At 59.0% G+C, this 12,627-nt stretch carries 6 protein-coding genes and 1 pseudogene; 4 read left to right on the forward strand and 3 right to left on the reverse strand.

Going from position 1 to position 12,627, the window contains the following annotated elements:
- Window positions 1-179, forward strand: a pseudogene (locus CKW15_RS20335) (IS256 family transposase); the annotation flags it as partial.
- An 84-nt stretch (window positions 180-263) separates the two neighbouring features.
- Window positions 264-2,981, forward strand: a complete 2,718-nt coding sequence (lanM, locus tag CKW15_RS20340) for a type 2 lanthipeptide synthetase LanM (RefSeq protein WP_095152625.1) — start codon at window positions 264-266, stop codon at window positions 2,979-2,981.
- A 113-nt stretch (window positions 2,982-3,094) separates the two neighbouring features.
- Here the strand turns inward: lanM and glyA are convergent, their stop codons facing one another.
- Together glyA and CKW15_RS20350 are read right to left on the reverse strand one after the other, a co-directional pair.
- Window positions 3,095-4,348 (reverse strand): serine hydroxymethyltransferase, encoded by a 1,254-nt coding sequence (gene glyA / locus CKW15_RS20345; protein ID WP_095057189.1) that lies wholly within the window; start codon window positions 4,346-4,348, stop codon window positions 3,095-3,097.
- A 225-nt stretch (window positions 4,349-4,573) separates the two neighbouring features.
- Window positions 4,574-8,422, reverse strand: coding sequence for an EAL domain-containing protein (locus CKW15_RS20350; protein ID WP_095057188.1), 3,849 nt, complete (start codon window positions 8,420-8,422; stop codon window positions 4,574-4,576).
- Between the two features lie 289 nt (window positions 8,423-8,711).
- On the opposite strand from CKW15_RS20350, the gene ettA reads away from it, so the two are divergent.
- The gene (gene ettA / locus CKW15_RS20355) at window positions 8,712-10,376 is read left to right on the forward strand and encodes an energy-dependent translational throttle protein EttA (protein ID WP_095057187.1); all 1,665 of its coding nucleotides are present in this window, start codon (window positions 8,712-8,714) and stop codon (window positions 10,374-10,376) included.
- 368 nt (window positions 10,377-10,744) lie between these two features.
- On the forward strand, window positions 10,745-12,082 hold the full coding sequence (gene gdhA, locus CKW15_RS20360) for an NADP-specific glutamate dehydrogenase (RefSeq protein ID WP_095057186.1): 1,338 nt from the start codon (window positions 10,745-10,747) through the stop codon (window positions 12,080-12,082).
- Here the strand turns inward: gdhA and CKW15_RS20365 are convergent.
- Window positions 12,079-12,573 carry a GreA/GreB family elongation factor gene (locus tag CKW15_RS20365; protein WP_095057185.1) on the reverse strand — a complete coding sequence of 165 codons (495 nt, stop codon included), beginning with the start codon at window positions 12,571-12,573 and terminating at the stop codon, window positions 12,079-12,081. The genes gdhA and CKW15_RS20365 overlap by 4 nt on opposite strands.
- Between the last annotated feature and the right edge of the window lie 54 nt (window positions 12,574-12,627).

Genomic DNA, 12,627 nt, shown 5'->3' on the forward strand with positions numbered 1-12,627 from the left:
TGCGCAAGATCATCAAGACCCGAGGTCACTTCCCAACCGACGATGCGGCGACAAAACTGATCTGGCTTGGGCTGCGCAACATCACAGCAAACTGGGGCTCAGCGGCCCATGACTGGAAAAGTGCGATGAATCAATTCGCGATTCTGTACGGAGATCGATTTATCAGGCCAGCCTGGTAAAAGAATGGCCTGCCTAACGGCAGGCCGTTACCGGCCTGCACACAAAATATCTGACAGTCCCAATATACGCGAACTTGTGAATGGATTAATGTCGAGTCATTTCTGCCCAGCCTTCGCACGAGCATAATCTCCAGTATCAACTATCTATCCGAGAAGTCGCTGGTTCACCAATTGAACAGCCGGATCGCCGAAAGCCCTGATCTTGATCTGCAGGCGTTCAATCGAGAATTCGCAGGTGAGGCGCTGGCGCCGTTCCTGTCTGCCTACCCGGTGTTGACCGATCTGCTGTTTCAGCGGATCGACGACACGGTGGCTTACCTTTACAAGGTCATCGATCACTTCAGCACCAATATCGAGCGGCTCGGCGCGGCTTTCCCGCTGAGCGGCAGACGCATCGATTCAATCGTCCTGGGGCTGGGCGACTCCCACGCCAACGGCGAAACGGTCTGCTTCGTTCAGGTCGGCGATCAATCACTGGTGTACAAGCCCCGCAGCAACCGAGAAGCGCTGTTTTACGGTGTACTGCTTGAAAAATTGCACACCAGTAGCGGTCACGTGTGTTTTGACATTTATTCCCCTGTGATGGTCTCGCTGGACGATCACTGCTGGATCGAAAAACTCGAAAACCGCGCGTGCGAAAGCGTTGGGGACCTGGCGCTTTTCTTTCAGCGACTGGGTGCTCAGGTTGCGTTGATCCATGCCTTGAACGGCATCGACTTTCACTACGAAAACATCATTGCCTGTGGCAGCAGCCCGGTCATGATCGATCTGGAGTGCCTGTTCACCGCGGCCATGATTGATGTGAGGACGCCACTGGCCACTAGCCGCGCGCTGTTCAAAACCATCAAGCTCAATGCACAGTCGGTTTTTTCCAGTGGCTTCGTGCCTTACACCCCGGATGCCGACAATGACTACAGCGGCCTGAGCCGGCAGCGACACTTCACGGGCAAGAGGAAGCAGTTGGTTCGCGAACAACGCTTCTATCGTTTGAAACTTGTTGAGTTCGAGAGCCACCCAATCATCCGACACTTGCCGATTCTCGATGGCGAGACGCACTCGGTCGCCGGTCACCAAGACGCATTTTTCCTTGGTTTTGACCGTGCTTACGATGAATTGGTGAAGCGTCGGGAAGCCGTGCTTGAGTTGTACGCACAGCATGCCGCCACCCTGAAAACCCGCGTCCTGATCAAAAACACCCAGCGTTATGCCGACTTCATCGCGATGATGCTTCACCCGCGGTTTACTCAGTGCCGCCTCCAGCAGCAATTGCTGTTGGCGACGCTGTGGTCGGACCTGCCAGAGACACTCAACGATTATCAAATTCCCCGGCATGAAATCAGAGATCTGGAGAAGGCCGACATCCCTTGTTTCACCCTGCCTTTATTGTCCAGCCACTTGATCAATGCCCACGGCGAGGTGGTCGCTCCAATGGCGATCGAGCGTCCGTTCGACAGTTGTCGCCGCAAGCTGGAGAGCCTTTCGACCAGCGATAAAGCCTTCCAGCGGCATGTATTGCAAATGTGCCTGTTTCCCGTGGCCAATGAAGCGTTGCCGATGAACCGGGAGCATCATCTCAAAGCCGTGCCGGACCTGAGCTCCCGGCAGTACCTGGACGGTGCGATGAGCATTGCCGAGATCATCACAAAGATGCGCATTGACGGTGAGGAGGGCGATGCTGGCTGGCGGTTCATGGACACGCATCCACGCACGAACCGGCACTTCCTTTCGCCTATGGGATGCGGCCTGTACAACGGCATGGGTGGTCTGGCGATTTTTTACTTGAGCCTGTACCGCGCCACCGGCACAACCCGGTACCTGGAGGATGCCGAACGCATTCTTTGCGCAATGGCCAAGTCCCACGGGCATTTTTCCAGTGAGCTGACGGTCAGTGCCTATTTCGGCCTGACCTCCTATGTGTATGTGCTGGTCAATTACCAACTCATGACCGGCCGCCAGACCTATCAGGCAAAGGTCGACGAGTTATTGAGCAAACTGGTAGATGTTCCACACATCGCCGATGACTTCGATTTCATTCATGGCTGGTGCGGGGCGGTGACCGTACTGGTGAACCTCTATCAACTTGAACGGCGTGAAACTTTGCGCCCCCTGATCGAGCGGTTCTCGCAATCCATTCAATCGGCGGTAACGCTGGAAAACGGATTGTTGCTGTTCAAGACCACGGGCAAGCCGCTGTGGACCGGTTTTTCCCACGGTATTTCCGGCGCTCTGTATGCGTTGGGCAAGGTCTGGGAGGTGACCCGCGATCCGCTGCTGGCGCAATTGATAGCGCAATGGGTGCGCGCCGAAAATCGCCTCACCGTCGAGGGGTACTGGCTTGATTTGCGTGAAAGCGCCAAGTCCTCGTCCACCATCAAGTGGTGTCATGGCGACGCCGGAATTCTGATTACCCGACGCTGGTTGATCCGGACGATGGGTGACACGCTGGACGTCGAAACCAGAACCCTGCTCGAGCAGGACGTCGAACATTGCGAGCGTCACCTCTGGGAACAGGGGCTAGAGTCGGGTTACAGCCTGTGTCACGGTGATTTCGGCAATCTGATGTGCTTGCTGAATCTGTATCGCGCCACGGATAACGCGCAGGGCATTGCCAGGGTCAAGCGTGCACTTTCTCAAGTCGCGCATAACTTCTTCAATGAAGACTTCCTGGAGGAGCGCAACGTCCCCGACCTGGGCTTGATGCTGGGGATTACCGGCGTCGGTCAGGCCCTGTTGCAGGCGGTGGATAGTACGTTGCCCGATGTGTTGTCCATGGCGTTTGCAGCGCCAATAGCCGTGGCTTGAGGGTTCTGCTGTGCGCCACAGTAGCGACGTCGTTTCCTCTCGAGGCGTTTAAAGGGCGAAAAAAAACCGGCCATCTCTGGCCGGTTTTTCAAGACTGCGATTTAGCGGGCTGATTAAGCGCCGTACACCGGCAGCTTCTTGCAGATGGTCTTGACCTTCTCACGAACGGCATCGATTACCGCTTCGTTGTTCAGATCAGCCAGGATGTCGCAGATCCAGCCGGCCAGTTCCTTGCACTCTGCTTCCTTGAAGCCACGAGTGGTCACAGCCGGGGTGCCGAAGCGCAGGCCGGAGGTGACGAACGGGGAGCGTGGATCGTTTGGCACGGAGTTCTTGTTCACGGTGATGAACGCTTTGCCCAGTGCGGCGTCGGCGTCTTTACCGGAGATTTCCTGCTTGATCAGCGACAGCAGGAACAGGTGGTTTTCAGTACCGCCGGACACCACGTTGAAACCGCGTTCGATGAACACGCCAGCCATGGCCTTGGCGTTTTTCACCACTTGTTGCTGGTAAGTCTTGAACTCAGGCTGCAGCGCTTCCTTGAAGCAGATCGCCTTGGCCGCGATCACGTGTTCCAGCGGGCCACCCTGGGCGCCCGGGAATACCGCGGAGTTCAGCTTCTTCTCGATGTCGGCGTTGGCGCGAGCCAGGATCAGACCGCCACGTGGACCGCGCAGGGTCTTGTGGGTGGTGGTGGTCACGACGTCAGCGAACGGAACCGGGTTCGGGTAGACGCCAGCGGCGACCAGACCGGCCACGTGGGCCATGTCGACGAACAGGTAAGCGCCAACCTTGTCAGCGATTGCGCGGAAGCGTGGGAAGTCGAGGATCTGCGAGTAGGCAGAGAAACCGGCCACGATCATTTTCGGCTTGTTCTCGACCGCCAGGCGCTCGACTTCGTCGTAGTCGATCAGGCCGTTGGCGTCGATGCCGTACTGGATGGCGTTGTACAGCTTGCCCGAAGACGAAACGCTGGCACCGTGGGTCAGGTGACCGCCGTGGGCCAGGCTCATGCCCAGGATGGTGTCACCGGCCGACAGCAGGGCCAGGTAAACGGCGCTGTTGGCTTGCGAACCGGCGTGCGGCTGAACGTTGGCGTAGTCGGCGCCGAACAGCTCTTTGGCGCGATCGATAGCCAGCTGCTCGACGATGTCTACGTACTCGCAACCACCGTAGTAGCGCTTGCCTGGGTAGCCTTCGGCGTACTTGTTGGTCAGTACCGAGCCTTGAGCTTCCATCACCGCAGGGCTGGTGTAGTTTTCCGAAGCGATCAGCTCAATGTGCTCTTCCTGGCGCTGAGCTTCTTGCTCCATGGCGGCAAAGAGATCGGCGTCGTACTTGGCAATAGTCAAATCACGGCTGAACATGGCGGTCCTCAAGGATCGGGGGCAGAAAAGGGGGGCATTCTACCCCAACGCGTTTTGGAAGGCATATGAAACGGCATCATGTCGCAGACAAGTGGCTTTCATGCGGGGATCAGCGGTGAATGTGGCGAGGGAGCTTGCTCCCGCTGGGCGGCGAAGCGGCCCTGAAATCTTGTGAACGCTGCGCACTCAAGCGGGAGCAAGCTCCCTCGCCACATTGATTGCGAATCAGTCGAGCATCAGGAGCGCATCACTGCTGAATTGCATTTCAAACTTGTTGGCCGGCATCGGCCGTCCGAACAGGTAGCCCTGCACCTCGTCACAGCCGTGCTCACGCAGGAAATCAAGCTGCTCCTGGGTTTCCACGCCTTCGGCGATCACCGCCAGGTTCAGGCTGTGGGCCATGGCGATAATGGCACGGGCAATCTGCGCATCCTGCTCGCCGGACGGCAGGCCGTCGACGAAGGTGCGGTCGATCTTCAGCACGTCGATCGGGAACTGCTTGAGGTAGTTGAGTGATGAATAGCCGGTGCCGAAGTCATCAACCGCAATGCTCAGCCCGAGGTTTTTCAGACCGTCGAGGATCTGCATCGCCTCGCTGACTTCGCGCATCAGGATACTTTCGGTCAGTTCCAGCTCCAGGCACGCCGGCGGCAGGCCGGTTTCCTTGAGGATGGTGGCGATCCGCATGCCGAGCTGGCCATCGGAGAACTGCCGTGCCGAGATGTTCACCGACACCTTCGGTACGCGCACTTTGGCCTGGTGCCAGGACTTGAGCTGACGGCATGCTTCGCTGATCACCCAGTCACCGACATCCACCACCAGCCCGAGCTCTTCGAGCACCGGAATGAAATCCCCCGGCGGCACCAGCCCGCGTCGCGGATGGCGCCAGCGCAGCAGGGCTTCGGCGCCGGTCAGGTGTTTGCCGTCACCACTGAATTGCGGCTGGTAATACAGCACGAACTCGTTTTGCTCCAGGGCGTGGCGCAAGTCGCTTTCCAGCTCCAGCCGCTCCAGCGCGCTGGCATTCATGTCGGCCTGATAGAACTGGAAGTTGTTCTTGCCGCGCTCCTTGGCGTGGTACATCGCGGTGTCGGCGTTCTTCATCAGTTGACTGAGTTCGTTGCCGTCCTGCGGGCTCAGGGCGATGCCGATACTGGCGGTAACGAAGAACTCGCGGCCTTCGAGCACGAAGGGTTTCACGAGGCTGGCGAGAATCTGTTCGGCCACATGAATCGCCCGGTTCAAGGCGATTTCACGGTTGGCCCGCGGTTGCAGGAGCAAGGTGAACTCGTCGCCGCCCATACGCGCCACGGTGTCGTCATCGTCGACGCAGCCAAGCAGGCGCGTGGCCATGTCCTTGAGCATGCGATCACCCGCGGCGTGGCCGAGGGAGTCGTTGATTGGCTTGAAACGATCGAGGTCGAGGAACATCAGCACGACCCACGACTTCTGGCGCTCGGCGGCTTGCAACGCGGTGTGCAAGCGATCCTGGAACAACGTACGGTTCGGCAGGTGGGTCAGGGCGTCGTAATAGGCGAGACGGTGAATGCGCTGCTCGCTGGCCTTGCGCTCGCTGATGTCGCTGAAGAAACACACGTAACTGGCCAGGTCGCCCTCGTCATCCAGGACGGCGGTGATGCCGACCCAGGCTGGATAGTGTTCGCCATTGCGACGGCGCAGCCACACTTCACCTTCCCAGGTGCTGTGCTGATTGAGTTGCTTGAGCACGTAACGCAGGTGGGCTTCCTGCTTTTCGTCGACGGTCAGCATGTTCGGCAACTGGTCGAGCACCTGCTCCACGGCGTAGCCGCTGACACGACTGAATGCTTCGTTAGCCTGCACGATGTAACCGGCGGGGTCGGTGATCAAAATCGCCGACGTCGAGTGCTCGAATACCGTGGCGGCCATGCGCAGGTCTTTTTCCGCCCGGCGTTGCTGGCTGATGTCGCGACCGACGCCGAGCACGCCTTCGAACGTGCCGTGTTCGTCCCAGACCAGCACCAACCGCAGCTCGATGGGAATCTTGCGCCCGTCGGCCCGCAGGCAGTCGAACAGGAACAGTTGGGTTTGCACCTGGCTGCGCAACAGGGCAAGTTGATCGGCCGAATCCAGCGCTTTGCTGACCCGGTCCATCAGGCTGTAGATGCCCGTCAACTGCTGCGGGTTGGCGATGGTCGATTGCCAGCCGTTCTGGAAAATCCACTCGGTGTCATAGCCCAGCACCGCTTGCACCGATGGGCTGACGTAGTTGAGTGCCAGCCGGCTGTCGGTGGAGAAAATCACGTCGCTGATGCTTTCGGCCAGCATCCGGTAGCGCTGCTCACTGTCGCGCAGGGATTCGCTGGCTTCGATCTGGTCGGTGATGTCCTTGGCCACGCCGATGATCCGCGTGACCTGATTGTCCTTGTCCCGTGCCAGCGCCTGCTCGCGAATCTCGAAACGTCGCCACCGACCATCCTGATGGCGGAAGCGCAACTGACATTGCATCAACTGACGGTAACCGGCCTGGCGCTGGGCTTGACGTGAGCGGTGGTAGTAATCGGCGTCTTCGGGGTGCAGCAGGATTTCCCAGAAGTACTCGCCCATCTGGTGCAATTCGGTGCGGTTGTAACCCAGCGTCTGGCCCAGGTGGTGGTTGCTGAAGATCATGCGCTGGCTGATCACGTCTTGCACATACAAGTGATCCGGGACAGTGCGCACGACGTCCGACCAGAATCCTTCACGTTCCAGCAGTGACAATTCGATGAGTTTGCGGCTGGTGATGTCGTTGATGCTCAGGATCACCGCGTTGTACTCGGCCTGATCCTCCGGCAGGCGCAACACCAGCCACAGGTGCTGATCCCGGCCATTGGCATTTTGCAGCTTGATTTCCAGTTCAAGCTGTTTCTGCTGGTTGAGCGCCGCTTCGAGCACTTGATTGCCGATGGCGGTGCCGTCAAGCGGGTTGCCATCGATCAGCAGCTTCCAGGCCTTGTCGGAGGAATCGACATTGAGCAATTGCAGCGCGACCTGGTTGACCTCGGTGATGCGCAGCTCCTGGAGTAATCGCTGGCGCTGCTCCGGCACGGCCAGCCATTCGTGCAACTGCTCGCTGCTCTGCAGCTGTGCCTTTTGGAAAGCGTTCTGCAGCCCGGACATATCCAGTACGCACAAGGCGACGCCAGTCCCTTCGAAAATATCCTGATAGCGGCGGCGGCCTTCATGCAACTGGCGTTGTCGGCGGCGCATGTTGAGCAGGGCGATGAACGGCAGCATGGAAAACGCCAGGCCCAGCAGGCATTTACCAATAAACGCCGGCAGCAGTTCTTCAAGCACGCGTTGTCGATCGAACAACCCGCGCAACTGCCAGTCGCTGCTGCTCAAGGGAACGGTCAGCACACTGTTGGCAACATCGTCTTCGGTCAGGGTGCCCGGGTTGACCGAAGGCATCGATTCATCGCGGCTGATGATCTGATGATTGATGCGGTTTTCCACCAGCCACAGCGGACGATCACTGGCTTGTGATTGCTTGGTCAATGATGAAAAGAACGTGGGTGTCAGGCGCAAGGCCCAGTAACCGCGGGAACTGCCGCTGGCCTGGTGCAGCAGCAAATGCACCATCGAGCCATCGCTGGCGTTGCTGAAATAATGCGCCTGGGCATGACTGCGACGAACCAGTTCGGCCAGGTAGTCGGTGTCATCGTTGTTGATAGCGCTGTCGCTGATGACCTTGCCCGAGGGGCTGAGCAACGCCAGGCTGCGCAAGTCCGGCAAGGACTGTTGCAGCTTGCGCAACAGCGCCTGCAGTTCATCGGCGTCCTGCGGCTGTTCGATGATCGGTAGCAGGTTGAGCGCGATCTGGGCGTTGAGAGCCATGTTCAGGCTGACTTGAGCGGCCAGATCGGCGGTGTAATCGATGGTGTACTGGCGCTGGTTCTTCTGGGTTTCGCGCAGTTGATCAAACAACTGCCAGAACAGCAGTGCGAGCAGCAGCAAAACGAGAGTTGCCAGGGTACCTTTCAATGTCCCGCGCAGAGGGGAGCCGGGCGCGGTGGTCGGCGCACTGGAAGTCAGGGACGAAGGAACGTTGGACAAGCTGTCATCCTGCGGTTTGGCTGGACTGGCGCGACGTGCACTATAAGCCGGACGCCCGAAGGGCGGTTAGCATGCCTTGAGTTGTGGCGAAGTGCCAGCCCCTGTCCGTCGGCTGGACTGCCACTGGTCAATCAGGTAGCTTTGCCGGTTACGCGGGAGCGTTCCAGCTCCTAGACTCAGACTTTTTCAGCGCGCACGTATTGATAGCCTCAAGCGAGCGACGCGCACGGTCTGGCCGGGCATCCGCCTGCGCACCAATCATTCATCTGTCACTGACCCAAGGTTCTCCATGGCTCAATACGTATTCACCATGCATCGGCTGGGCAAAGTTGTTCCGCCGAAGCGGGAAATCCTGAAAAACATTTCTCTGTCTTTCTTCCCGGGCGCCAAGATCGGCGTTCTCGGCCTCAACGGTTCGGGTAAATCCACGCTGCTGAAAATCATGGCTGGCGTCGACACCGAGTTCGAGGGCGAAGCCCGTCCGATGCCGGAGCTGAACATCGGCTACCTGCCGCAAGAGCCACAACTGGATCCGACCAAGACCGTGCGTGAAGTGGTCGAGGAAGCGGTCAGCGTGATCAAGAACGCCCAGGCGCGCCTGGACGAGGTCTACGCGGCTTACGCTGAAGAAGACGCCGACTTCGACAAACTGGCTGCTGAACAGGCCAAGCTCGAAGCCATCCTGCAGGCCAGCGACGGTCACAACCTCGATCGTCAACTGGAAGTCGCCGCCGACGCGCTGCGTCTTCCGGCCTGGGATGCCAAGGTCGAATTCCTCTCCGGTGGTGAAAAGCGTCGTGTGGCCCTGTGCCGCCTGCTGCTGTCCGCACCGGACATGCTGCTGCTCGACGAACCAACCAACCACCTGGACGCCGACTCCGTTGCGTGGCTTGAGCATTTCCTGCACGACTTCCCGGGCACCGTGGTCGCGATCACGCACGACCGTTACTTCCTCGACAACGTCGCGGGCTGGATTCTGGAACTCGACCGCGGCGCGGGCATTCCTTACGAGGGCAACTATTCGGGTTGGCTCGAAGCCAAGTCCGATCGCCTGGCTGCCGAATCCAAGCAGCAGTCGGCTCACGAAAAGGCCATGAAGGAAGAACTGGAGTGGGTGCGCAAAGGCGCCAAGGCCCGCCAGTCGAAATCCAAGGCTCGTCTGCAACGCTTCGAAGAAATGCAATCGCAGGAATTCCAGAAGCGCAGCGAAACCAACGAGATCTACATCCCGGCCGGCCCACGCCTGGGCGACAAGGTCATCGAATTCAAGAACGTCTCCAAGGGCTACGGCGATCGCGTGCTGATCGACAACCTGTCGTTCTCCATGCCTAAAGGTGCCATCGTTGGCGTGATCGGCGGTAACGGTGCCGGTAAATCGACCCTGTTCCGCATGCTGATGGGCAAGGAACAACCGGATTCGGGCAGCATCGAAGTCGGCGAAACCGTGCAGCTGGCTTGCGTGGACCAGAGCCGCGAAGACCTGGACGGCAGCAAGACCGTGTTCCAGCAGATCTCCGACGGTTCGGACCAGATCCGCATCGGCAACTACGAGATCCCGTCGCGTACCTACGTCGGTCGCTTCAACTTCAAGGGCGGCGATCAGCAGAAGTTCGTCAAGGACCTGTCCGGTGGTGAGCGCGGTCGCTTGCACCTGGCCCTGACCCTGAAAGAGGGCGGCAACGTCCTGCTGCTCGACGAACCGTCCAACGACCTCGACGTTGAAACCCTGCGTTCCCTGGAAGAAGCCCTGCTGGACTTCCCGGGCGCCGCCATTGTGATCTCTCACGATCGGTGGTTCCTTGACCGTGTCGCGACGCACATCCTGGCGTACGAAGACGACTCGCAAGCAGTGTTCTTCGAAGGCAACTACACCGAGTACGAAGCCGACCGTAAAAAGCGCCTCGGCGAAGCCGCTGCACAGCCGCACCGTGTACGGCACAAGAAACTGGCCTGATTTCGGGTTGGTTGCATAGAAAGCGGAGCCTTCGGGCTTCGTTTTTTTTTGCGTTTTTTCAGTGAGACCGGGTTGGATTCATCGCTGGCAAGCCAGCTCCTACAGGTTTTGTGCAATGCCTCGCAGGTGTGAGCAACCACAAAACTGTGGGGGCTGTCTTGCCAGTGATGACGGTGTAACTGTTGGTGCATGACTTGGATCTGATCTCCCTATTCAGGTGCGGAAATATCCAAAAACCCGGTTAATTTATATCCAGCGCACCATTTAATTTCATAAATGCGACGTTCTGCGCTGTTCTTGTGCGTGAATCCTTTGATACAGTCCGGCCAAATCTCCTCCAACGACAATAAATTTTCCGAGACATTTCCATGATCGAATCCGTCGAGTCCTTCCTTGCGCGCCTGAAAAAACGCGACCCGGACCAACCCGAGTTTCACCAGGCAGTCGAAGAAGTCCTGCGCAGCCTGTGGCCGTTTCTTGAAGCCAATCCGCATTACCTGACCTCGGGCATCCTGGAGCGCATCTGCGAGCCGGAGCGGGCGGTAGTGTTTCGGGTTTCCTGGGTCGACGATCAGGGTAAGGTCCAGGTCAATCGCGGCTTTCGCATCCAGATGAACAGCGCCATCGGCCCGTACAAGGGCGGCTTGCGTTTCCATCCGTCGGTGAACATGGGCGTGTTGAAATTCCTCGCCTTCGAGCAGACCTTCAAGAACTCCCTGACCTCGCTGCCGATGGGCGGCGGCAAGGGTGGTTCGGACTTCGATCCGAAGGGTAAGAGCGACGCGGAAGTCATGCGCTTCTGTCAGGCCTTCATGAGCGAGCTGTACCGTCACATCGGCGCGGACGTTGATGTACCGGCCGGTGACATCGGCGTCGGTGCCCGTGAAATCGGGTTCCTGTTCGGCCAGTACAAGCGCCTGAGCAACCAGTTCACCAGCGTGCTTACCGGCAAAGGCCCAAGCTACGGCGGCAGCCTGATTCGCCCGGAAGCCACCGGTTTTGGTTGCGTGTATTTCGCCGAAGAAATGCTCAAGCGTCGTGGCTTGGCGGTGGAAGGCAAGCGTGTGGCGATCTCCGGCTCCGGCAACGTTGCGCAATACGCGGCACGCAAGGTCATGGACCTGGGCGGCAAAGTGATTTCGCTGTCCGATTCCGAAGGCACGCTGTACTGCGAAAGCGGCTTGACCGAGGAACAATGGCTGGCCGTGCTGGAGTTGAAAAACGTACAGCGCGGGCGCATCCGTGAGCTGGCCAGCCGTTTTGGCCTGGAATTCCGCGCAGGTGAACTGCCGTGGAACCTGAGCTGCGACATCGCCTTGCCATGCGCCACGCAAAACGAACTGGATGCCGACGCTGCTCGCACCTTGCTGCGAAATGGCTGCATCTGTGTCGCAGAAGGCGCGAACATGCCGACCACGCTTGAGGCCGTCGACTTGTTCATCGAGGCGGACATTCTGTTCGCACCGGGAAAGGCGTCCAACGCCGGCGGCGTTGCGGTGAGCGGGCTGGAAATGTCGCAGAACGCCATGCGCCTGCTGTGGACCGGTGGTGAGGTGGACAGCAAGCTGCACGCGATCATGCAATCGATCCACCATGCTTGCGTGCACTACGGCGAAGAAAATGGCCGGGTCAACTACGTCAAAGGCGCCAACATTGCCGGCTTCGTCAAAGTGGCCGATGCCATGTTGGCCCAGGGCGTGGTTTAAGCCGGTTCGATGCGGATCACTTCAATCAGTTGATCCCCGGCAGGGCGCTGCCACAGCACTTCATCATTGAGTTGTGCTCCCAGCAGTGCCCGACCCAGCGGCGAATCCCAATTGATCAGGTCATGGGCGGAATCGGCCTGATCCTCGCCCACCAGCTGCACCCGGCGCTCGGTGTCGTGTTCGTCGGCAAAGGTCACCCAGCTGCCGATCTGCACCTTCTCGGTCGAGGTCGCGGCTGGTACCACCTGCGCACTGCCCACGCGCTGTTTGAAGTAGCGCAAATCACGCTCCAGGTCGGCCAGGCGCTGCTTGTCGGCTTGATCTCCCTTGGCCGATTGCTCGGCATGCAGGCTTTGCAGCTCGGCGACTTTACTTTGCAACAGGCTCAGACCTCGCGGAGTGACGTAGTTGGGTTGCGCGCTGACCTGCCGCTCGACGGGCTGATCGGCTTGTGCGGCGGCATTATCTTCATTGACGAAAGCACGGCTCATGGTTTCCTCCCGTAATAGAGGTTGGGCCATGTTCGCAGGCCTTTGGTTTCACTG

Origin of the sequence: Pseudomonas sp. Irchel s3b5, assembly GCF_900187435.1 — a bacterium.
In the GTDB taxonomy this organism is placed as follows: Bacteria; Pseudomonadota; Gammaproteobacteria; order Pseudomonadales; family Pseudomonadaceae; genus Aquipseudomonas.

Bases quoted from the DNA above. Each gene is read 5' to 3' on its own strand.
- glyA (WP_095057189.1), bottom strand. From the start codon at position 4,348: ATGTTCAGCCGTGATTTGACTATTGCCAAGTACGACGCCGATCTCTTT.
- ettA (WP_095057187.1), top strand. From the start codon at position 8,712: ATGGCTCAATACGTATTCACCATGCATCGGCTGGGCAAAGTTGTTCCG.
- gdhA (WP_095057186.1), top strand. From the start codon at position 10,745: ATGATCGAATCCGTCGAGTCCTTCCTTGCGCGCCTGAAAAAACGCGAC.
- CKW15_RS20365 (WP_095057185.1), bottom strand. From the start codon at position 12,573: ATGAGCCGTGCTTTCGTCAATGAAGATAATGCCGCCGCACAAGCCGAT.